26 protein-coding genes and 1 pseudogene are annotated in these 19,847 nt (G+C 36.1%); 19 read left to right on the top strand and 8 right to left on the bottom strand.

Annotated elements, in window-relative coordinates:
• Positions 1–35: 35 nt before the first annotated feature.
• Positions 36–629: an MFS transporter gene (locus IEU90_RS11310; RefSeq protein WP_229723618.1), complete on the bottom strand. Its 594-nt coding sequence runs from the start codon at positions 627–629 to the stop codon at positions 36–38.
• 545 nt (positions 630–1,174) lie between these two features.
• Between IEU90_RS11310 and IEU90_RS06930 the strand changes: the two genes are divergently transcribed.
• Both IEU90_RS06930 and IEU90_RS06935 read left to right on the top strand, forming a co-directional pair.
• Complete coding sequence (locus tag IEU90_RS06930; RefSeq protein ID WP_153709959.1) at positions 1,175–1,945, top strand: CPBP family intramembrane glutamic endopeptidase; 771 nt, start codon at positions 1,175–1,177, stop codon at positions 1,943–1,945.
• Between the two features lie 205 nt (positions 1,946–2,150).
• Positions 2,151–2,543: pseudogene (locus IEU90_RS06935) on the top strand (NAD(P)H-binding protein); the annotation flags it as partial.
• Between the two features lie 69 nt (positions 2,544–2,612).
• On the opposite strand, the gene IEU90_RS06940 reads toward IEU90_RS06935, so the two are convergent.
• Both IEU90_RS06940 and IEU90_RS06945 read right to left on the bottom strand, forming a co-directional pair.
• Complete coding sequence (locus IEU90_RS06940; protein WP_188357910.1) at positions 2,613–3,065, bottom strand: DUF3021 domain-containing protein; 453 nt, start codon at positions 3,063–3,065, stop codon at positions 2,613–2,615.
• A gap of 53 nt (positions 3,066–3,118) precedes the next feature.
• Positions 3,119–3,499 carry a LytTR family DNA-binding domain-containing protein gene (locus IEU90_RS06945; RefSeq protein ID WP_229723620.1) on the bottom strand — a complete coding sequence of 127 codons (381 nt, stop codon included), beginning with the start codon at positions 3,497–3,499 and terminating at the stop codon, positions 3,119–3,121.
• Between the two features lie 306 nt (positions 3,500–3,805).
• Between IEU90_RS06945 and IEU90_RS06950 the strand changes: the two genes are divergently transcribed.
• From IEU90_RS06950 to IEU90_RS06970, 5 genes are all read left to right on the top strand, one after another.
• Positions 3,806–4,018, top strand: coding sequence for a hypothetical protein (locus tag IEU90_RS06950; protein ID WP_153709962.1), 213 nt, complete (start codon positions 3,806–3,808; stop codon positions 4,016–4,018).
• Positions 4,019–4,058: 40 nt separating this feature from the next.
• Positions 4,059–4,355, top strand: coding sequence for a hypothetical protein (locus tag IEU90_RS06955; protein ID WP_153709963.1), 297 nt, complete (start codon positions 4,059–4,061; stop codon positions 4,353–4,355).
• Between the two features lie 55 nt (positions 4,356–4,410).
• On the top strand, positions 4,411–4,677 hold the full coding sequence (locus IEU90_RS06960; protein ID WP_153709964.1) for a hypothetical protein: 267 nt from the start codon (positions 4,411–4,413) through the stop codon (positions 4,675–4,677).
• A 22-nt stretch (positions 4,678–4,699) separates the two neighbouring features.
• Positions 4,700–5,026, top strand: a complete 327-nt coding sequence (locus IEU90_RS06965) for a hypothetical protein (RefSeq protein ID WP_188357912.1) — start codon at positions 4,700–4,702, stop codon at positions 5,024–5,026.
• 63 nt (positions 5,027–5,089) lie between these two features.
• Entirely contained in the window at positions 5,090–5,650 is a 561-nt protein-coding gene (locus IEU90_RS06970) for a hydrophobic protein (RefSeq protein WP_153709966.1), read from the top strand.
• Between the two features lie 45 nt (positions 5,651–5,695).
• Here IEU90_RS06970 and IEU90_RS06975 read toward each other — a convergent pair whose 3' ends face one another.
• Both IEU90_RS06975 and IEU90_RS06980 read right to left on the bottom strand, forming a co-directional pair.
• Positions 5,696–6,442 carry a sulfite exporter TauE/SafE family protein gene (locus IEU90_RS06975; protein ID WP_188357913.1) on the bottom strand — a complete coding sequence of 249 codons (747 nt, stop codon included), beginning with the start codon at positions 6,440–6,442 and terminating at the stop codon, positions 5,696–5,698.
• 147 nt (positions 6,443–6,589) lie between these two features.
• The gene (locus IEU90_RS06980) at positions 6,590–7,477 is read right to left on the bottom strand and encodes an AraC family transcriptional regulator (protein ID WP_153709968.1); all 888 of its coding nucleotides are present in this window, start codon (positions 7,475–7,477) and stop codon (positions 6,590–6,592) included.
• 97 nt (positions 7,478–7,574) lie between these two features.
• Here IEU90_RS06980 and IEU90_RS06985 point away from each other — a divergent pair, with 97 nt between their 5' ends.
• Entirely contained in the window at positions 7,575–8,204 is a 630-nt protein-coding gene (locus IEU90_RS06985) for a sugar O-acetyltransferase (protein ID WP_188357914.1), read from the top strand.
• 318 nt (positions 8,205–8,522) lie between these two features.
• Here the strand turns inward: IEU90_RS06985 and IEU90_RS06990 are convergent, their stop codons facing one another.
• A complete protein-coding gene (locus tag IEU90_RS06990) occupies positions 8,523–9,092 on the bottom strand; it encodes a sugar O-acetyltransferase (RefSeq protein WP_153709970.1) in 570 nt (189 codons plus the stop codon).
• Positions 9,093–9,184: 92 nt separating this feature from the next.
• On the opposite strand from IEU90_RS06990, the gene IEU90_RS06995 reads away from it, so the two are divergent.
• The 7 genes from IEU90_RS06995 to IEU90_RS07020 all read left to right on the top strand — a co-directional run bounded on the left by IEU90_RS06995 (position 9,185) and on the right by IEU90_RS07020 (position 13,639).
• Entirely contained in the window at positions 9,185–9,679 is a 495-nt protein-coding gene (locus IEU90_RS06995) for a MerR family transcriptional regulator (RefSeq protein ID WP_188357915.1), read from the top strand.
• Between the two features lie 362 nt (positions 9,680–10,041).
• Positions 10,042–10,923 carry an ABC transporter ATP-binding protein gene (locus IEU90_RS07000; protein WP_153709972.1) on the top strand — a complete coding sequence of 294 codons (882 nt, stop codon included), beginning with the start codon at positions 10,042–10,044 and terminating at the stop codon, positions 10,921–10,923.
• The gene (locus IEU90_RS07005; protein WP_153709973.1) at positions 10,920–11,678 is read left to right on the top strand and encodes a DUF2705 family protein; all 759 of its coding nucleotides are present in this window, start codon (positions 10,920–10,922) and stop codon (positions 11,676–11,678) included. Before IEU90_RS07000 ends, IEU90_RS07005 begins: the two co-directional genes overlap by 4 nt.
• A gap of 16 nt (positions 11,679–11,694) precedes the next feature.
• Positions 11,695–11,904: a hypothetical protein gene (locus tag IEU90_RS11315; protein ID WP_229723622.1), complete on the top strand. Its 210-nt coding sequence runs from the start codon at positions 11,695–11,697 to the stop codon at positions 11,902–11,904.
• A gap of 120 nt (positions 11,905–12,024) precedes the next feature.
• Positions 12,025–12,465, top strand: a complete 441-nt coding sequence (locus tag IEU90_RS11320; protein WP_229723628.1) for a hypothetical protein — start codon at positions 12,025–12,027, stop codon at positions 12,463–12,465.
• 167 nt (positions 12,466–12,632) lie between these two features.
• The gene (locus IEU90_RS07015) at positions 12,633–12,923 is read left to right on the top strand and encodes a hypothetical protein (protein ID WP_153709975.1); all 291 of its coding nucleotides are present in this window, start codon (positions 12,633–12,635) and stop codon (positions 12,921–12,923) included.
• Between the two features lie 77 nt (positions 12,924–13,000).
• Positions 13,001–13,639: a GyrI-like domain-containing protein gene (locus IEU90_RS07020; RefSeq protein ID WP_153709976.1), complete on the top strand. Its 639-nt coding sequence runs from the start codon at positions 13,001–13,003 to the stop codon at positions 13,637–13,639.
• Positions 13,640–13,822: 183 nt separating this feature from the next.
• Here the strand turns inward: IEU90_RS07020 and IEU90_RS07025 are convergent, their stop codons facing one another.
• Positions 13,823–14,587, bottom strand: coding sequence for an Rpn family recombination-promoting nuclease/putative transposase (locus IEU90_RS07025; RefSeq protein WP_229723630.1), 765 nt, complete (start codon positions 14,585–14,587; stop codon positions 13,823–13,825).
• Positions 14,588–14,709: 122 nt separating this feature from the next.
• On the opposite strand from IEU90_RS07025, the gene IEU90_RS07030 reads away from it, so the two are divergent.
• The 3 genes from IEU90_RS07030 to IEU90_RS07040 all read left to right on the top strand — a co-directional run bounded on the left by IEU90_RS07030 (position 14,710) and on the right by IEU90_RS07040 (position 17,514).
• Positions 14,710–16,035 carry a dihydrolipoyl dehydrogenase family protein gene (locus IEU90_RS07030; protein ID WP_153709978.1) on the top strand — a complete coding sequence of 442 codons (1,326 nt, stop codon included), beginning with the start codon at positions 14,710–14,712 and terminating at the stop codon, positions 16,033–16,035.
• A gap of 83 nt (positions 16,036–16,118) precedes the next feature.
• The gene (locus IEU90_RS07035) at positions 16,119–16,772 is read left to right on the top strand and encodes a nitroreductase (protein WP_153709979.1); all 654 of its coding nucleotides are present in this window, start codon (positions 16,119–16,121) and stop codon (positions 16,770–16,772) included.
• A 217-nt stretch (positions 16,773–16,989) separates the two neighbouring features.
• Positions 16,990–17,514 (top strand): helix-turn-helix domain-containing protein, encoded by a 525-nt coding sequence (locus IEU90_RS07040; protein ID WP_188357916.1) that lies wholly within the window; start codon positions 16,990–16,992, stop codon positions 17,512–17,514.
• A 27-nt stretch (positions 17,515–17,541) separates the two neighbouring features.
• Here IEU90_RS07040 and IEU90_RS07045 read toward each other — a convergent pair whose 3' ends face one another.
• Positions 17,542–18,627, bottom strand: coding sequence for an LLM class flavin-dependent oxidoreductase (locus IEU90_RS07045; RefSeq protein ID WP_153709981.1), 1,086 nt, complete (start codon positions 18,625–18,627; stop codon positions 17,542–17,544).
• Positions 18,628–18,819: 192 nt separating this feature from the next.
• Here IEU90_RS07045 and IEU90_RS07050 point away from each other — a divergent pair, with 192 nt between their 5' ends.
• Positions 18,820–19,758, top strand: coding sequence for a peptidoglycan recognition protein family protein (locus IEU90_RS07050; protein WP_153709982.1), 939 nt, complete (start codon positions 18,820–18,822; stop codon positions 19,756–19,758).
• The last annotated feature ends 89 nt before the right edge of the window (positions 19,759–19,847 follow it).

The following is a 19,847-nucleotide window of genomic DNA, read 5'->3' on the forward strand; positions in this document are numbered from 1 at the left end:
AGACCGAATATCCCTAAAGAATAAAGCAGTGAGTATCAGTCGAATCTATACACATGTACTGGGACGATATTTGTTATCCAAGTGAAGCTACCTATGCCGACAAGTATTGTCAGTAGCGCTAAGAGACCATAAAAAACGCGCCAATTAATATAAACCAGTGCTAATTCAATCACGGCTGGTCCACCAACAATGGCAAAACTCATGACCGCGCCGGCAATTCCCATGACCATAATCTGCCTAGAACCAGTTGTGATCACTAATAATGCAGACTGATAAGGTGGGAACATTGCTCCTAAAGCAGTTGCCTCTAATACTCGGCCGACTAACGCCATTAAATACCAGGGAGCAAGAGATAGTAGGATTGTTCCAATCATAAAACAGCCTAAGATCATCAGAATCAGTTTGTGAAAACAAATTCGATTAAACAACCATGGACTGACGAGCATGCTTAGACACATCACTAAAAGGAAAACGGTGGTTAGCCATTCTATCTGGGCGAAAGATACGTTCCAAGCCACCATTAAACTGGAAGCAACAGGAGAGAGAGCCAGCATACTCAGAGCCATCACAAGTGTGGCTGCTGATAGCACCAAAATAAAGGCTTTTCTGTGCAAAATGGTTTCATTCATTTCTACTTCCTTCTTTTTTACATAAACAAAGTGGTTACTTTAGTTAACGCAATCCGCCATATTTGGTGATGTTGTAAGTCGATTTTTTAGTCAGCCAAAAAGCATCTTTGACAAAAAACAGGTTGTGTTGTGAGCAGTTCCCAAAGTTACGATATAAATAAAAGTTAAAATCGTCTATTAGGGTAATTTTACTTTTTATGCAATTACAATATTAACCTCATGCTTCAAAAATCCGGACATCATTAAGCTTAAAACCGGATTATAAGCATTGAAATATTTTCAAAAGTAATTTAGTTACTAAAGAATTTTTGAGAATAGTGATTTGACCGCAAAAGTATGTTAGATAAAGAGGATTATTTTACTTCAATCGCCAGATTATCATCTTTGTCGTTGGGGTAGCCGAGAAAGTGATTATGGAAAATAAAAATTGAAATTTCTGAAGTATGATCAACAATATAAACTTAATTCAGTTAAATAAAGGCGTCGCAGTATGAGGCCCAAGGTGTAAAATAACCTTAGAAACTATCCAATCGAGGCGAAACCGCATGCGTAAATATATTAAAGCGCTAATCATGATTCTCCTAATTCTAGTGCTAATGGTTGTTGGTCAGATTGCGCCACTAGCGGTAGCTGACCACTTGAATTTCTCAGAAAACACGGCAGTTATCATAATGACAGTTACTTATCCAATAATTGTTATCGGTGGTGGATGGCTGCTAAATCATTTCTTGTTTCATCAATCGCTGCCGTTAGTATCCAAATGGCGTTTTCAATGGTGGCCAATTTTATATGCAATCTTGGCGGATGGCTTAATTTACCTATTTTCTTGGATTGCGCAGACTGGCTTCCATTCATCAGTAACAACGATGAATAATTGGTGGTTACAATTCGTTATGACGGTTGTGAGTGCGCCATTGGTTGAAGAATACATTTTTCGTGGATATGTATTTGGTGCACTGGACAGCATTTTCAGTCGTTCCATAACGATTTGGCTAACAGCATTTATCTTCGGTTTAATTCACTTATCGTCACTTGGCAAAGCAGCCTGGTATAATGCAGTGTTCCTCGTAATTGCTTATACCGCAATGGGGATGTTCTTTACCCTAATTGCTGTGGCGGGGAAGAGCTTATGGGCCAGTTTTACCGCGCACGTTATTAATAATCTGCTGATTTATATCGTTGGTATCTGGGCGGCGGTTTCCACTTCGTCAAGCATGATGTGGCGAAGTTTAACCGGAACATTGCTTGGCATGGGGATTGCTGCTGGATTGATTTATTGGCGTTTTCTAAGAAACAAACAGGGCCGAAAATTGTAGTTACTAAAAGGCCAACTCCGACTTAGCTACTCAAAATAATATTGTTTATAAATCGGTCAGTGTTCTTTGAAGTACCATTAGCAAGTCATCACTAGGCACTTGTGGATAGTATTCAATCCAATAGTCATAAAGATCAGTAATGCCTGCACTGATAAATTCAAGCCGTAGATCAACTAATGGGTCTGAAAGAAGCGGAGAGTCACTGGGATCTGGTGCTAAGGATCTACTGCAAACGGACGCTTTTGGAGCTGTAAAACTTATGCAGGCAGCTGCGCAAAATGGCATTAAGCGTTTTATAATGTTAAGTGCCTTATTCTCACTTGAACCAAACAAATGGCGGACTGTTAAAGGCCTTGATGGGTTAACAGATTATAACATTGCTAAATTTTTCGCTGATAATTACTTAACTTATACTGCTTTGGACTACACAATTTTGCAGCCAACGGTTATGACTGATAAGTCTGGTACTGGTAAGATTACCGTTGATGATGTTGCCAAAACCTTATCTGAAATTTTAAAATATCAAAATACCAAACGTAAAATTATTAAAATGCGTGAGGGTAGTACTCCAATTGATGAAGCACTAAGTCAAATTTAAAATAAAAAGCTCATGTCATCTGGCACGAGCTTTTTATTTTCTACGAATAGTCAAGTATATTAAGGTGTTTTAAAGCTTATCATTCAATTTTCGATTAATTTTTTTTAAGTCTTGCTTTATTGAGTAAAAATTAATAAACCATATAATAAGGTAAATCATTACAAAAATGACAGTAAAGACTAACCAGTTAATTAGGTTTAATGGAAACCATCCAGCTAGAATTGCTAGAGGAGTAAATCCGCAATAATAGATGATAAAGTTAATGATGGTTCGTTTCCGGAGTGACCAGTTTTCTATTTTAAAAACTAACGCACCAAGACTAAATACAAGCCCCATCAAGCCCCAGAGGATTACAGAAACTAATACTGCATTCAATGGTCGTGTAAAGTGGTTGGTAAATGTGGGAGCAGAGGGTACATAATTATTAAGATCATAAATATAGCTAAAAAGCAATGAAATAATTAACCCGTAGAATTCACCAAGACTTATTCCACTAATAATATAAGAAAAATATTTTTTCATAGCCCTAACCTCACTTTCAAATTTTTCATTTTGCGCCGACTAATTGGAATTCGCTAGTGATTTTTTAAGATTACATCAATTGCACCATTATCCATTAATTCCAAATGGTCGATATGCTTAAAATTGAAAATTGCGCTTCTTGAGGCGGCAATAAAGTCATCAGTTAGTTGATCTTTTAATATTGAAATGGGCTTTCGATAGATATAATGATTATTAGCAGTCGTAACCTCTAAAACGTGATTAGCTGTCTGAATTGAGAAAATGTCGCGGTAGTGGACTGGTACCAATTCTTTATCATGATTACACCACAATACTTGTTCATTATTGTTTAGATATTCCAAAAGATCAGCGAGTTTCGGAGTCATTTTTCGAACCCAAATTTCAGCACGTTCCTCATCAACAGAATTGTCGACATGACAGTTAATTTTCAACACGTACACCTCCCTTAATTACGTCTCTATTTTAGCAAAAAGACAATAGTATAAGGGTTTGGTAAGGTTAAACGGTCGAAAAAGATGAGTAAGGGGTATTATTTAAGAGAAAAGTGGTAAGAACTATTAAGCTGTGGTAGCAAAACTATATGTGTTTATTGCTTAAATTGGTTAGTAACTATTTTATTTTACAAATAATTATTGACAAGCGACTTTAGCGGTTTGGTAAACTAAAATTAGGAAAGCAATCGAAAAAGTACAATCACTGATTGCTCAGCGTTCTAAAAATAATACGGGAAGTAATTAATAATGAGTAAATATGATCAATTATGGCGATACATCGCTAATAATGAGAATGGGGATTTTGCGCTAACATTTGAGCAAATTGGAGAAATTGCCGGTGTACCGCTCGATCATTCTTTCTTAAGATATAAGAAAGAGCTGTTAGATTATGGCTTCGAGGTGGAAAAGATTTCGCTAAAGAATCAGGTAGTTAAGTTTATTAAAATAGATGAGCAATAATTATGAAGGACTTTAACGTAATATATAGGAGAAGCGATTAATGAAACTAAAGACACTTCACGATACCATTAAGGAAAAATATGAAAGTGGGGATTACAATAACCCAACCGAGATGAAACAACTAAAATCAAATAAAGAAAAGCAGTATGAGCAGATGCTTGGCAGTACAATGAGTGTTACTGCATTATTCTTAATTCTTCTTTGTACAGAAATTCCAGAACGCTATGCTTGGTTGGAGTGGATTTTAATATTCTTAACGATTGCTAACGGCTTTGTTTGTATATTTTCTGCCGTAAAGTTAAGCCGAATAAAGAAGCGTTCAAAAGACCAGCATTAGTCTGCATACGACAGTACTATAATATTTTTAGAATGGTACAGTGGAGGTAATTGTAATGCGGCAAATACCGATTAATCAGGCTAAGTCTATCTTGAAGCAGCTTTTAAAGGCAAAAAATCAACAGAAAGTTAGTTTGCTGACCAATAAGAAGGATCGATCATTAACGATTATCGTGAATAATAGTGAGGTAACGGTCACAGAACAAGGGTACGTTAACGACACTAATACTTACTTCACCGAGAGCACTGCCAAGCATGAGGTTACAAGGGCCTTTAAACGTGAATTTCCTCGTAGCCACCAACTATATATTAGTCACAGATAGTAAGTAAAGGTCGAATAATCAAATGAATATAGAATTTTACAAACCTGGCTGTAAGGACTTCTTTAAAAAGTATGCTAGGCAGGAAGCAGTAATTAAGGAGAAAATCAAGGCAGCAATTATTAAGGAAAATAATATGAGGATGACCAAAGTTAAATTAGCCTGCAAGGAACGGATTAATGGACAACCAATTTATGAGTTTCGGCTTAACGTTGGCAAAATTGGATCAATTAGGATTGCTTTTACGGTCTTTGATAACCAAGTAGCGGTTTACTTTATCACTACCAAATTACAGAAGTCAGTTTTTAGCCAAGAATTTTCTAAAATTGTTAATAGTATCCCTAAGAATTAAGATTCCTCATGAATTTATAGTAAAATATCAATGTAATATTAAAATTAAAGACAGGTATTATTAATGACTATTTTTGTAATCCTATTAATTTATAAATTTGTTAGAGGAACTTTCGAATATGAAAAGGTGACGCGATTTGACCTGGTGATTATCCCTGCTTACTCGGCAGTGATGATGCTTCTAAGTTTTAAGAATATCCAATCCACGACAGCAATCTGTATTGCGATAATCCTATTATTAGTTGGGGTGTCGATTGGGTTTCTCCAAGCTAGTAAAGTGAAAATTAGTGACACCAATAAAGTTGATTCACACCAACGACCGATTCTCAAGATTAAAAGAAATTGGCCTTATTTAATTGGCTGGTTGATTACGTTTGCCATTGGAATTAGTGTTGAGATTTTCTACGGGGCTCATTTAAATGCTGGCGAAGTTTCACAAGAGCTGTTTGAAGAGGTCTTGAAGGACTTGTCAGTAGTTGCACTTTTTAGTGGGCATAGCACCTGGTTCGTGTGGCTCTTAAACGTTGCCACTAGTTTTACATATGGCGCTTGCATTGTAATTCGTCATCCAAAGATTAGGGATGCAATTCGGCGTAAAAACTCCAATAAAAATAAATCCATTTAAAAAGCATCGGTTTCGCAAAATTCGCAAAACCGATGCTTTTTTGTTTTACCATGCCTGCCAAGCGAGAACCACTGCCAAAACAATTGCAAATATACCAACGACTTTTTTAATTATTATTTCAGGAATGTACCGAACGAGAATAGGACCAACATAACCACCAATAAATAGGCCGATGATCAATGGAATAATTACACTCCAGTAAATTGGTAGTAAGCAGATAAATATAATTGCAGAAACAGTATTATTTATGAATGAAGCAAAGTTTCTGATGGCATTGTAAGTAACATACTTACCACCAACTACTCTGGATAAAACTGCAATCATTAATAAACCAGATGCAGCGCCAAAATAACCATTATAAAGGCCAATGAACATAACGCTGGTCCAACTAATAACAGTTACCAGATGAGTTTGCTGGCGTCTGCTACTAGTTTTTGCATGGTTAGGCCAGAATAACAAAATTCCAGCAAGTAAAATAAAGAGAGGTACGATCCTCTTAAATCCAGCATTAGAACTGTGGATCAAGATTAATGCTCCAATCGTACTACCGATGGTGCGTAACAAGGCAACTAGTCCAGCAATTTTCCAATGATATTTGAGTTCTTTTAGTGAAGAGGTTACAGTTCCAACACCAGCACTAACTGTGGTGACTGTAATTGTTGCATTCGCCGAAATAGGCGGAACACCAATTGTTAATAGTACTGGATATAAGGTTAACGAAGCCATACCGATAATTCCTGTTAATACGCCAGCAACCAAACTCATGATCAATAAAAAGGCCATTGAGAGCATAGATAATCCTTTCTCAACGGCACAATTTTGTTTCGGGTACGCCTGCACATACCGAGTATTTAATTCAGTTTTAGGGTAAAGGATGCGCCTAAAATTGTCAAGTTAATCTAATCATCCGTGGTTACCTTTGAATGTGCGTTGTATAGCTTAAGATGAAGTATGTTTTCCAGTCTTTAAGTTATTATCTTCCTCGTGTTTTTTGCGATATTCACGTGCAGTATTTCTCATTTTTTGTTTGAAAGTTTTCGCAAAATAACTACTATCATTAAAACCAACGCTGAACCCAATTTCAGTAATTGTTAGATCAGTTGAAGTTAATAATTGGCAGGCCTTTTTGATCCTAAAACTATTTAAGTATTCTATTGGTGTTTGCTGAAGGTATCGATTAAATAATTTAATGATTTTACTTTTGCTTATGCCGAATTTTTTTACTAGGTCAGATAATGTTAATCTATTTTGATAATTATTTTCAATAAAGGTAAGAATTGACTTTAATAGTGAAAAATCATTATTTTGTTCTGAAAGTTTTTGGGGGGATTTAGGAAGAATTTGATATAAATTGTTCCAAATGGCGAATAGTATAGATTGAATTGCTAATTTGGAATGTGTAGATTTTTTTATCTTTAGTAAAAGTGACAAAATTTCCCCTTGTAGTGGGTCTTGATTATTTAATTTTAGAAATGGTAGTCCATTGTTAATGATGGGCTTAACATACTCTTTTTCAATGATTGAATTGATACATAATAAAGTTGGCTTAAAAACGATACATAAGAATAAACAATTTTGATGTCTTGCGCTAAAACCAAAATGCATTTGTTTAGAATTAACAAAAATTCCGTTTCCTTTGGATAAAGTAATAATTATTCCGTTAATGTTATAGTCCATTTGGCCATCAAAAATATATGTGAGTTCGAAGTCGTCATGCCAATGGTTGATTGCGCGAAAATCTGGGTAAGATGATAGATTATCATATTCAATTAATACAGGATAATCACTGAAACTATAATTGACATTTTCTAAATCTTTTAAATCCATAAACAATTTCCTTATATTTTTAGATGATATTTTAATAGTTTTCAGTTTTATTAGCAAATATAATTACATTATTAAATGATGTAGGGGAGTTATCAAAATGGATAATTTTTATCGACGTGACAATGAGATGGCGTATATTTCGACTAATGAGATTATGCAGGAGCAGCTAAAAGTTAAGAAGATATTTCGTGAGTATAACAGTGTAATGCCGTTTGACATAAAAAGAGGACGAGAGTTAATCGCTAAGTCTGGGATAAAACATGGAACAGAAATATACCTAGAGCCACCATTTTATTGTGAGTATGGAAGTCATATTGAAATTGGGGATTATTTTTATGCTAATACAGGGTGCCTCATATCTGACGTTGGGAAAGTTGTAATTGGTGATCATGTTATGTTTGGTCCTCGAGTATGTATTATTACGGCAGGGCATCCTATCCATCCGGTGAGCCGTAATTCAGGATATGAATATGGAATTCCTATAACTATTGGCAACAATGTCTGGATAGGTGGGAATGTTACTGTATGTCCAGGAGTTACGATTGGCAATAATACGGTGATTGGGGCAGGAAGTATTGTCACTAAAGATATTCCTGATAACGTGGTCGCTGTGGGAAATCCGTGTCATGTTTTACGGAAAATAACTGAAGTAGATAAACCTTATTACTTTAAAAAAAGAAGATTTGATGATGCTGTTTGGAAAATTATTCAGCACAAGGAGGATTGAAAGTTCATGAAGTATTTTTTGGCGTTATTAGTAGTTGTTTTTATTATTGGATTACTTTCTTGGTATGATAGTAAACTCTCTAGGAAATAGTAGTTTATCTTATAATGATGGTTCTATTGTCATGATTAGTGAATTACATTAATAAGTATCTAAAAAGGATAATAAGATAGGAATTATTAAATCTCATCTTATTACCCTTTTTATTGCTATTTTTAGACCTAGTACGCAAGAGAAGAAAGTGCATGAAACAAATAGCCAATTGCCTAACAGAGATGGGCTGATAAGTTATAGCAGGACAAAAATACTTACACTAATAATCTAATCCTCTTGTTCAATCTTCTTAATTACTTTTGCGGGCACGCCACCAACGACAACGTTATCTGGAACGTCTTTTGTAACGACAGAACCTGCTGCCACGACGACACCATTCCCAATCGTTACTCCGGGACAGATTGTTGAATGACCACCAATCCAAACATCATTTCCAATTGTTACTGGCTTACCGATGCCGAGACGTTCTTGTCGTCCTTTAGCGGTCAGCGGATGGTTAACGGTATAAATGTCAGTGTTTGGACCAATCCAAACGTTATTACCAATCTTAACCGGAGCAATATCCAAAACGGTTAAGTTGTAATTAGCGAGGAAATTATCACCAACATGAATATTCGTCCCATAATCAACGTTTAGTCGGCTGTGAACGACTAAGTTCTTTCCTGCTGAGCCAAATATTTCACGAGCTTTTGCTTCCTGTTTTGCTGGTTCATTTTCGGGAATATTATTAAATTCTTGACAGAGGACTGCTGAGTTAATCTTTCGACTAGCCACTTCTGGATCGTTGACCTTGTACCATTCACCATCAATTAACTTTTGTAATTCACTTTTTGGCATTTGAATATCACTCCTTGTAATTTCTTTTAATTTCATGTGCTATCATACAAGTTAAACCATGGTTTAAGTCAACAGGAAAAGGAGAAAAATTTATGCGTTACTCAATTGGCCAAGTTGCTGAAAAATTAAATTTACCGACTTCAACCCTTCGCTTTTACGATAAAAAGGGTCTGCTACCATTTGTTGACCGTGATGAAGCAGGACGACGAAGTTTCAAAGAAAATGATCTGAATTTTTTAGAAGTAATCGAATGTATGAAGAAATGTGGAATGTCGATCAGCGAAATCCGCCATTTTATTGATTTATGTATGGCAGGCGATGTAACTTTAGATGCACGTTACGATTTGTTAGCTAAAGAAGAGGCAACAGTAATGAAGCAAATTGCTGAGTTGCAAGAACAATTAGACTTCCTTCACTATAAGATGTGGTATTTTAAAACTGCTCTTGAGGCGGGAACTGAGGAGATTCATATGGTTGATACTGATGAAGGTGAACGGGTAGCTCCTGATATTCAGGAACAATATCAAGAGGTCCTCGCAAAGTGTCATGATATTAAAGAGTTAATTGATTACCAAAATAATAATTGACTTTTAATAATTGTTAGGATGAAATAATGGTGCTTCAACAAATTTCTGGACTTTAGAAAACGGATCGAAAAGGAGAAATCTCCAGATGCTATTACCGAAGTATGTCGTAGTAAAGGGGCTTGATTTGCTAGACGAAAGGCTTAGGCGATTTTAGCGAGGAGTTGAAAGGCGCTATTAATCAAATTAGACAGCAAAACTAAATTATTACATCGCATATTTCCCAGGAAATATTAATCTCATAGGTCACTAGTTATGGTGAAATTCCAGGCTAGTGGCTTTTATCGTTAAACCATCATTGTACTTTTACCCCCCCCATTTTATAATTAGGTTGTAAAACGGTTACAAAATTAGGGGTGATGAGAATGTTACAGGTTAAAAACCTCAATATCTATTACGGGCGCCATAGAGTTATTAATAATGCATCATTTAAAATTCAATCTGGTGAAATTATTGGCCTAATTGGACCTAATGGAGCTGGTAAGTCTACAATAATGAAAACAATTCTAGGATTAACTAAGTTTACTGGAACGATTATTTTTAATGGACAAAAGATTACGCCGACTAAACATACAGCGCTTCAACATGTTGGTGCTTTAATTGAAAACCCAGCCTTATATCCTTTTTTGACGGGCCGTGAGAATTTATCACTTTATACTAATGACCAGACTGAGCTAGAAAAAATAGTTTCAATGCTTGAAATGGATCAATATATTGATCGACGAGCAGGCGATTATTCGATTGGAATGAAGCAAAAGTTAGGAATTGCATTAGCGCTTTTAAATCATCCCCAATTAGTTATCCTTGATGAGCCAATGAATGGGCTAGACATTGAAGCAACCATTTTAGTCCGCAAAATTATTCATCGTTATGCAACGGCGGGAACAGCTTTCCTTATTTCAAGTCATGTTTTGAGCGAACTTCAAAAGGTGATGACCTCAGTAATTATCCTTAACCATCATGAAATTATTATGGATGTTCCAATTGATCAATTTAAGAATACTCCCGTAAGCAAAGTTAAGTTAAAAGCTACGGACAATTCCGCTGCAAAAGTAATTTTGACTAATAGCGGGCTTGATGTTCATCAGAATGATAACTATTTAATTATTAATATTACTGACGTTGATCAAGTACAAAATTTACTTTACCAGCATCAGATCATGTTACGCGAACTAACTCCGGTTCACCAAAATTTTGAACAAGTAGTTGTTAATGTTCTTAAAAAGAATCGGAGGGATACACAATGAAAACAAATCTTTCCCACGAATTCTATAAGATGATCCACCAGCGGTCTTCTTGGGTGGCGGTGATTGTCCTTTTCGGCTTAATGCTATATTCAGCAACGCCGACTGCTTATATTACTAAAAATCTCATTTCTCAAGGCTTTGGCACTGGTCAGTGGGTGATTATTATCATGATTACGTTAAGCGCTAACTTTATTGCAATGGAATTAAAGAATAATACAATGACCACGTTGCTATACAAGAGTCCCAATCGTTGGGGAGTTTTTGTCGCAAAATTAATTGTCCTAATCGTATATAGCATTATTCTTTTAATTGCCGGATTTATTTTTACTTTAATCATTAAAGCCGTATTGGTTAATAGTCATTTTGCCTGGCAATCGATCTACCACCAGCATACCCTGTTCAATTCCCTATTGCTTAACCTATTAGGTGTTGGAATCTACTTGCTATTTATAATTAGCTTGTCAATGCTCTTAATTTCATTATTTAAATCGAGTGCAGTTGTGATTGTAATTGGTTTATTTATTGGCTTTCTCGGTGCTAATATTTCAGGACTTATAATGCAGACATTTCCTGGCATTAAACCAATAATTGCTTGGAATCCGCTTAATATGATTAATATTATTACCCAATTATCGAATTCGAGCGTAATCCAAAGTTCTGCATTAACGAATAATGAACTGATTATTGGCAACTTAATTTATGTAGTTGTTTTCCTCTTAATTGGGATCCTAGTCTTCAGAAAGATTAGATTATAGGAAAGGAGGGAGACGAATGAGTACTGAGCTATATCGAGAATTATATAAACTTAATCATCGGAAATTACCCTGGTTAATGGTTATTGTCATGGTTATCGTGATGATTATTATTGGGCTGGCAATGGGACGGACCTATAGTAATTTGTTAGTGATGACCTGCTATGATTCGAGTACTATTATCATGCTATTATTAGTGATTGTTGGTTCGACAATCTTTTCTTTATAGTTTCAAAACGGAACGATTATTCCTTTAATATATCGATCACATAGTCGGTCAGTGGTCTTTTTTGCTAAGTTCATTACCTTATTCTTATATAATTTGTTTTTACACGGGATTGCAATTTTGGTGACGGTTCTTCTTAATATTTTTCCAATTATTAATAATCCGGTCTCATGGACTGCTACCTATCAATATCATCAGCCATTAGTTATTAATATGATTGCTAATACTGGTGTGGATTTAATTACTTCCACCTTAATCATTAGTTCAATTTGTTTAACTTCCTGTATAATTAACTCTAATACCGTGGTGATTGCAACTAATGCTTTAATTATTTTTATGGGTAGTGGTTTATCGGCTAATTTATTGTTAGCTCATGTGGGACCTAGTGCGATTATTCGATGGAATCCATTTAATATGTTGAATTTAACTACCCAGTATTATAATTATGCGACTTATCATCAATCATCATTACTTTCTAATCAACAGCTGTTGTGGGGAACTATCATCTATACTATTTTATTTACGCTATTCGGTTATTGGATTTTTCAGCATAAAAAACTATAAACAAGATCAATCTAGAATCCAAGAAACGTTATCGCAAAATGAATACGAGCCTACATATAATTTGTAATCAGGGGCGAAAACTAAAAATAGAGCCTTACAGGACGGAAAATAATGTTAACTGATGATAAAAATTATAGTTTTAACAAAGCGGTAAGGAGAACACGCCAATGAAACTAAGGACACTTCACGATACCATTAAGAAGAAATACGAAAATGGTGATTATAACCACCAAAATAATTTAGGAGAAAACCTAAAATCAAATAAGGAAAAGCAGTATGAGCAGATGCTCGCCAGCACAATGAGTGTTACTTCGCTATTTTTAATTCTTCTTTGTACAGAAATTCCGAACCGTTACGATTGGCTGGAGGATATTTTGATCTTTTTGACGATTGCCAATGGAATTGCTTGTATTTTTTCTGCATCAAAGTTAATTCAACTGAAGAAGTCACCAAAATAGTATCGGATCAGATTAATCTTAAAATGATTTTCAAAGCCTGCAATCACTTATTAATCAGCAAAAAGGAGAAATCAAATATGGCTTATGATTTTAAGAAAGAAGAGAAAAAATTCTATCGACCGAGCAAGAAACCTACTCTAATTGATGTTCCAACTATGACTTATTTAACGGTTCATGGTAGTGGTGACCCTAATCAAGCAGGTGGGGAATACCAACATGCACTCGAATTACTTTATAGTCTCGCCTATACTATTAAGATGAGTAAAATGGGTGAATATCAACCAGGTGGTTACTTTGATTTTGTGGTTCCGCCACTTGAAGGTTTTTGGTGGCAGCCGGGAGTTAAGGGCGTTGATTATCAGCATAAAGAGGCTTTTCACTTCATTTCAGCGATTCGGATGCCAAGCTTTGTAACTTCAGAAGTTTTTCAGTGGGCTGTTAAGGAAGCAACTGCTAAGAAAAAGTTGGATTTTACACCAGTCAAATTAACTTCAATCGAAGAGGGACAGTGTGCACAAGTTATGCATGTTGGTCCGTATGATAATGAGCCAGTAACTGTTGCTAAACTTTATGATTTTATTAAACAAGCAAGGTATCAACTAAATTACACGGATCAGCGTCATCATCATGAAATTTACCTATCCGATCCTCGTCGAACTAAGCCAGAAAATTTGAAAACGATTATTCGGATTCCAATTAAACAGAGTAGTAAATAAGTACGATCAATCATTGGTAAAGTAAAAAACGTCTTTTTAGCTCCAAAGCAGAGGGAAAAGACGTTTTATTCGTTTATCCTTATTTTAAAAATTTTTCAACTTCTTGCTCAGTTAAATGATATTTTTCACTGACTTTTTGTTTAATCACTACAGGCTCTATATTCAGTTCTTGAAGGGTGCTAATCAAAGTCTTAATTCCATCCGATTTTGCTGCTCTTTGTCCTTCTTTAAGCCCTTCTCTAATTCCTTCTTCTTAGCATCCATCAAATTGATTTCGTACTTCATAAAGCCATTTCTCCTTTCTGGATCGTCTTTAATCTGCTTAATCTCATTTTGGATTTGCGCAATAAATCTACTATTATTGTTACTCTTATTACGCATTAAAGCAAGGAAGCTTTTGATTGCTTGGTCATCTTTATCGAATTCGTTGGCAAGAGCGTTGAGGACAACGACTGTTCGTTTATCATTAAACTTTAAATGCTGGTCCTTAGTACAAGTTAGTTCAAATTCATAACGTGCCCATCCTCGACCAAAATAATCAAAATTACAGAACATAATAATATATGTGGGATACTGATTAAGAATTGAGTAGTCTTCTCCTGGATGTAGCAATCCATGGTCAACTTGTTCCTGATAATAACGCAATCGTGCCGGTAAATTTTTTTGATCGTTGACCTGCATTTCAATGACGACGATATTATTTTGGCTATCACGGACATAGACATCAAAGCGAACCCGATGAGAGTTGACAGAATTGACATCTTTTTGAGTCTCTAATTGGACAATTTCCTTAGCCTTGAGATTTGGCAATGCGCGATTAATTAGTTCAAGACAAATTTTCTTATTTTGCATTACCAATCCAAACATAGGATCACTGGTAATAGTCATTTTCTGCCAACAGTCATAGATTAGTGCAATTTGCTGCTCACGACTTAAATTTTTATTCATTTTTTCGTGTCCTCCTTGATTGTTTTTGCAACCTCTATAATATATATACGTAAAGAATCAGATTTTACATTTTTTAATAAGCAATAGTAACGTAATGGTCCGTGTTTTTTGGAGGGACGAGCATGAAAGAATATAATGAAATTTTAATTGGTTCTGGTCCAGCAGCATATAAAATGTCAAACTTATTAGCAAAAACGAATCACAATGTATTAGTCATTGAGGGCTTTGAATTTGGCGGAACCTGCCCGAATTATGGTTGTGAGCCCAAAATCTTTCTTGAAGGCGCAGCACGAACGGTTCTTCAATCACAGCAACTAATGGGACGTGGCATTAGTCAGCCAGCAAAATTAGATTGGCAGGCACTTATGAAAACGAAACTTAGCCGATTCAATCCATGGCCAGATGAAACGCGCTCAATTATTGAGAAAAGTCATGATGTTGAGGAAGGCTATGCTCACTTCATCGGTGACAAAACGGTGAGCGTTAATGGTCGTCAGTACCAGGCTGACCATATTATTATTGCAACAGGACAAACACCCAACATTTTAGATATTCCGGGAAAAGAGTATTTACACACAAATTATGATTTACTATCCTTGAAAACCCTGCCATCGCGAGTTGCTGTTATCGGTGCGGGGTTCGTTGGCCTTGAATTAGCAACCCTAGTGGCGGCTGCCGGTGCGGATGTAACGATGATTATTCACTCTGATCGTGTATTGCGAGAATTTACTCAAGCAGAAGATGAAATGCTTGTTGAGGCAATGAAGGAGCGGGGAATTAAGTTTATTTTTAATGCAAACACGCAAAAAGTTAGTCAATTAAAAGGTGAGTTGATCATAGCAACCGACCAGGGAGAAGTTAGAACTGATTACATACTTAATGCAACCGGGCGCCATCCTAATATTGAGAAATTGGCATTAGATAATACAAATATTAAATATGATCATCATGGCATCAAAGTAGATGACCATATGATGACTTCAGTTGATGGGGTATATGCGATTGGTGATGTAGTCAGCCGCCAAGAGCCTAAGTTAACACCGGTTGCTGAGTTTGAAGGACAGTATCTCTTTGATTATTTAACAGGTGAGACTACCCAGCCAATTACGTACCCGTTGATTGGTCAAGCTGCCTTTACTTTTCCTGAGGTTGCACGTGTTGGTGTTAATGCAGATAGTGTTGCAGATGACTCTCAGTACCAAATTAAGCGAATTCCCCTTAAATATGGAAGTTTATACGCAGGACAAAATGACCAAGTTAGCACCTTAACACTGGTCTTTAAGGGAAGACAATTGGTAGGAGCTAGTGAAATAGGTGATTACGCTGCAGACGATATCAATAACTTTATTCCAATTATTGGTTTACAGATTGATGGTAATGAGTATCGGCAGAAGATAATGGCAATTTATCCAACTTTAGGCGACAAAATAGCAGGACTGTTGCCATAAGTTTTGAAACGGTAGATGTTAAAAATTATTTCCTGAATTATGCTAAACTTTAGTAAGAGCTTTAATTAGGAGGTAATCAAACTATGGAATTACAAGAAGCGATTAATCAACGCCACTCGGTTCGTGAATTTCAGGACAAGCCGGTTGAACATGAAATTATTACTAAAATTGTTCAATTAGCACAGCGAGCACCATCATGGGTTAATTCACAGCCATGGCAGGTCTACTGTGCAATGGGTGATTCTCTTCAGCAAATTAAAAATGCTTATCATGAACAAGATAAAGCGGGGAATCATGGACAGCCAGATCTATCGGTGATGGGGCGTGAAGAATGGGCTCCCCAAGCGCAAGTAAATATGAAACAATGGCGCCATGAGATTGTTCACCACTTTGCTAGTTTTGATGAAGCTCATGAAAAAATGACCAATGCCAGCGATACCTTATATCATTCACCGGTTATCCTTTATATCACAATTCCTAAGGCATCCCCTGATTGGTCGGTCTTTGATGCGGGATTGTTCGCGGAAAATCTTATGCTAGCAGCTACCGATAATGGATTAAGCACTATTCCAACATATAATAGTGTCCGCTTTCCCGCGATCCTTCATCAAATATTGCAGGTTCCAGAAGATGAACGTTTTATTGTTGGTATCTCACTAGGTTACCCAACTGCCGATTCAATCAATACCTATCAATCAAAGCGCCGGCCGGTAAATGAAGTTCTCCATTTCAATTAATAATAAAAAGGATTAATCAGTGATTTATAGCTATTCACTGGTTAATCCTTTTTAGTTATCGAAATACAAAATTCATAAGAGAAAATAGCGATATTTGTATTTCCCGGGAAATTAATTTGCTGACGGCTAATTGACGGGTTATTGTCGCCTAAATGACGTGGCAAGAAAAAATATGAAAGGGTATTATCGAGAGTAAAATTAGAAGGGAGGAATTAAAATGGTTAATAAAATTAAGCAGCTACGAATGGAGAAGCACCTTTCACAAGAGCAGCTTGCTGAAAAGGCAAAGGTTTCTGTAAGAACGATTCAGCGATTAGAAGCTGGCGAAGATGCTAGTATTTCAACCCTAAACTTAGTGGCAGGAGTACTCGGTGTTGAGGTCGGTGACTTATTTCCGCAAACAGAATCAACAAAGCAGAAAGAGAAAATTCAGTCCGCAGATGAGTTGTTACAATCACAGCTTCAGCAACGACACGAAGAATATAAAACTTTCAAAAGAATTTATGATATTTGTTATATTATCTTTATGATGCTCTGGGGATGTCTTTTTTCTGTAATTAAAAATGTGGTGCTATCCTCAGTTATGGGTGTTTTGTGGTTTGAAGGCTGGATGATGTTTGGTCCATTAAGGAAATGGATTGAGATTAAGAAAATTACTCCTAAACTAGATGCAAAATATCCGTTAACAGTTAATCGTATTGATAAGAATCAAGATGAAATATCTAAAACGCGTAATAAATAAGGGACCGAGAAAATTCTCAGTCCCTTATTAGCGTTCCTTCCACTTAATCGAGAAGTCATTTAATTTGCTTTTATTCTTAAAATAATCTTTTACTCGTGGTACTACTTCTTTGCCATAAATCTCGATAGCCTTCATGATATCTTCATGCGGCATGGAAGCAATTGGTAAGTGAAGATAGAAACGCTTTAAGCCAAGTGTTTCCATCATTTTAATGATTTTGTTAGCAACCGTTTCAGCATCACCGACAAAAATTACCCCGTCGTTACCAATGCTTTCGAGGTATTGGTCGTATGTCATGCCATTCCATTGTGGCCGTTCTTTGCTAATAGTATCAACTAGTAATTTGGTTGGGTAAAAGTATTCCTTGATTGCTTTTTCATTATCATCACTTAGCCATCCCCAGGAGTGAGCAGCAACCGGCATCTTCCCCAGATTATGGCCAGTCTTTTCTGCAACGACACGATAGAGTTGAATTAGCGGTTTAAAGTCTGTTATTTTACCGCCAATAATTGCGTAAACAATCGGCAGTCCCAATTCAGCTGCCCGAATTGTTGAGTTAATATTGCCACCGGTAGCTAGTGAAATTGGCAATGGCTTTTTGGCACGAGGATAAATCCCAACATGATCAACTGCTGGGGTAAAATCACCCTTAGACCAATCAAGAATTTCATTGTTGTTAATTTTTAATAACATCTCTAATTTTTCTTTGAAAAGAGCGTCATAGTTATCTAAATCATAACCAAATAAGTCGAATGCCTCAGTAAAGGAACCGCGACCAGCCATAATTTCAACTCGTCCATGAGCAATCGCATCAATTGTCGCATATTGTTCATAAACGCGGATTGGATTAATTGTTGGCAAATTAGTAGTGGCACTCGAAAGATGGATTTGTTTTGTCCTTGCAGCTCCCATTGCGAGAACAATTTCTGGAGCAGAAACGGCAAAATCTTTTCGATGGTGCTCACCAATAGCAAAAGCATCAATTCCCACCTTATCCGCAAGAATAATTTCTTCTAATAGGTTACGAATTCGTTCATCATGGTTGATTGCTTTCCCCGTTTTTTCAAGCGGGGTAGTTTCGCCAAAAGTTGAAATGCCTAATTCAATTGTCATAATGGTATTCTCCTCTCTTACTTACTTTTTACAAGTAATATCTTATCATAAATTTTTTTATTTAACAATCATTTATATTTTAGAGGTAATACCATCTAATTTAGGTCACTATTGGTGAAAATTATCGGTCCTATGAATTAGTGTTTTGTATTTTTCCTAACAAATTTCAAATTCAGCGGTTACAATAGTTATATGCGAAAAAGAAAAAATAAACAGCAACGACAAAAGCAAACATATTTTATAATCGGATTATTATTAATAGTTGGTCTTGCATTTAGTGTGTACCATGCTCATCAAACAAAGACTGTTAGCAACTCCTATCCCGTTGATGAGACAGTGACGCTTACTAATACTGCTAAAATATATGATTCTCTTTCAGCAATAAGGGAAACGAATACTAAATTTAACACTGCCTCAACGTACAAGGTTAACCGCTATTATCTGATAGATAAAGATCCCCATAAAGTATATGCCCAAATCATTTATAGTGGGAAAAACTACTTTGTCCGCTCTACTGATACCAATATCGTAATGACCAACGCCATCAATAAGTATATTGCGCAAGCAGGCTATCCTCATGCGGATATTGAGCATCAGGTATCTTCGCGCTTTACTCAGCAGCAGTATGGGACGACATCGGGTAAACCGCGGGGAGTAATTATTCACGATACGGGGAATGAGAACTCAACGATTAATAGTGAGGTTTCATATATGGAGAAAAATTATGGTACCACCCGGGTATTTGTTCATACCTTTATTGATGCCCAACAGATTTTGAATATCGCTGATACCAAATATATGGCTGAGGGAGCAGGCCCCAATGCCAATCCATACTTTGTTCAATTTGAAATGCCGCATGAATATACCGCCACTGCATTTGCTAATCAAGTTGCGAATGCTGCTTATTATACTGCCTATAATTTAAAGCAGGGCAATCTTCCGGTAACAAAGGGAAATAAGGATGGTGGCGGCACGGTTTGGACTCATGCAATGGTCTCAAGTTATTTGGGTGGTACTGACCACCAAGATCCAATCTCATATTGGTCGACATCAGCTAAAAAACTTTTTGACACCTCATACACCATTAATGACTTTATTGTATTAGTACAAGCTTATTACAATAAGATGTAAGTAATTAATAGCAATGTTGGATAGCATCTAATGATAAATCTTTTTACGGTAAATCACTCATAAGTATAATGTTGGAGAGTCATGCCCAT

The sequence above is a fragment of the Limosilactobacillus caviae genome (assembly GCF_014635905.1).
Taxonomy (GTDB): Bacteria; Bacillota; Bacilli; order Lactobacillales; family Lactobacillaceae; genus Limosilactobacillus; species Limosilactobacillus caviae.

Coding starts and splice junctions, on each gene's coding strand:
- IEU90_RS07040 (WP_188357916.1), top strand. CDS start 16,990: ATGGTTAATAAAATTAAGCAGCTACGAATGGAGAAGCACCTTTCACAA.
- IEU90_RS06965 (WP_188357912.1), top strand. CDS start 4,700: ATGAATATAGAATTTTACAAACCTGGCTGTAAGGACTTCTTTAAAAAG.
- IEU90_RS06975 (WP_188357913.1), bottom strand. CDS start 6,442: ATGCTCTCAATGGCCTTTTTATTGATCATGAGTTTGGTTGCTGGCGTA.
- IEU90_RS06985 (WP_188357914.1), top strand. CDS start 7,575: ATGGATAATTTTTATCGACGTGACAATGAGATGGCGTATATTTCGACT.
- IEU90_RS07035 (WP_153709979.1), top strand. CDS start 16,119: ATGGAATTACAAGAAGCGATTAATCAACGCCACTCGGTTCGTGAATTT.
- IEU90_RS07025 (WP_229723630.1), bottom strand. CDS start 14,587: ATGAATAAAAATTTAAGTCGTGAGCAGCAAATTGCACTAATCTATGAC.
- IEU90_RS06980 (WP_153709968.1), bottom strand. CDS start 7,477: ATGGATTTAAAAGATTTAGAAAATGTCAATTATAGTTTCAGTGATTAT.
- IEU90_RS06930 (WP_153709959.1), top strand. CDS start 1,175: ATGCGTAAATATATTAAAGCGCTAATCATGATTCTCCTAATTCTAGTG.
- IEU90_RS07015 (WP_153709975.1), top strand. CDS start 12,633: ATGAAACTAAGGACACTTCACGATACCATTAAGAAGAAATACGAAAAT.
- IEU90_RS07050 (WP_153709982.1), top strand. CDS start 18,820: ATGCGAAAAAGAAAAAATAAACAGCAACGACAAAAGCAAACATATTTT.
- IEU90_RS06955 (WP_153709963.1), top strand. CDS start 4,059: ATGAAACTAAAGACACTTCACGATACCATTAAGGAAAAATATGAAAGT.
- IEU90_RS06970 (WP_153709966.1), top strand. CDS start 5,090: ATGACTATTTTTGTAATCCTATTAATTTATAAATTTGTTAGAGGAACT.
- IEU90_RS06995 (WP_188357915.1), top strand. CDS start 9,185: ATGCGTTACTCAATTGGCCAAGTTGCTGAAAAATTAAATTTACCGACT.
- IEU90_RS07030 (WP_153709978.1), top strand. CDS start 14,710: ATGAAAGAATATAATGAAATTTTAATTGGTTCTGGTCCAGCAGCATAT.
- IEU90_RS07045 (WP_153709981.1), bottom strand. CDS start 18,627: ATGACAATTGAATTAGGCATTTCAACTTTTGGCGAAACTACCCCGCTT.
- IEU90_RS07005 (WP_153709973.1), top strand. CDS start 10,920: ATGAAAACAAATCTTTCCCACGAATTCTATAAGATGATCCACCAGCGG.
- IEU90_RS11315 (WP_229723622.1), top strand. CDS start 11,695: ATGAGTACTGAGCTATATCGAGAATTATATAAACTTAATCATCGGAAA.
- IEU90_RS07000 (WP_153709972.1), top strand. CDS start 10,042: ATGTTACAGGTTAAAAACCTCAATATCTATTACGGGCGCCATAGAGTT.
- IEU90_RS07020 (WP_153709976.1), top strand. CDS start 13,001: ATGGCTTATGATTTTAAGAAAGAAGAGAAAAAATTCTATCGACCGAGC.
- IEU90_RS06990 (WP_153709970.1), bottom strand. CDS start 9,092: ATGCCAAAAAGTGAATTACAAAAGTTAATTGATGGTGAATGGTACAAG.
- IEU90_RS11310 (WP_229723618.1), bottom strand. CDS start 629: ATGAATGAAACCATTTTGCACAGAAAAGCCTTTATTTTGGTGCTATCA.
- IEU90_RS06950 (WP_153709962.1), top strand. CDS start 3,806: ATGAGTAAATATGATCAATTATGGCGATACATCGCTAATAATGAGAAT.
- IEU90_RS06960 (WP_153709964.1), top strand. CDS start 4,411: ATGCGGCAAATACCGATTAATCAGGCTAAGTCTATCTTGAAGCAGCTT.
- IEU90_RS06940 (WP_188357910.1), bottom strand. CDS start 3,065: ATGAAAAAATATTTTTCTTATATTATTAGTGGAATAAGTCTTGGTGAA.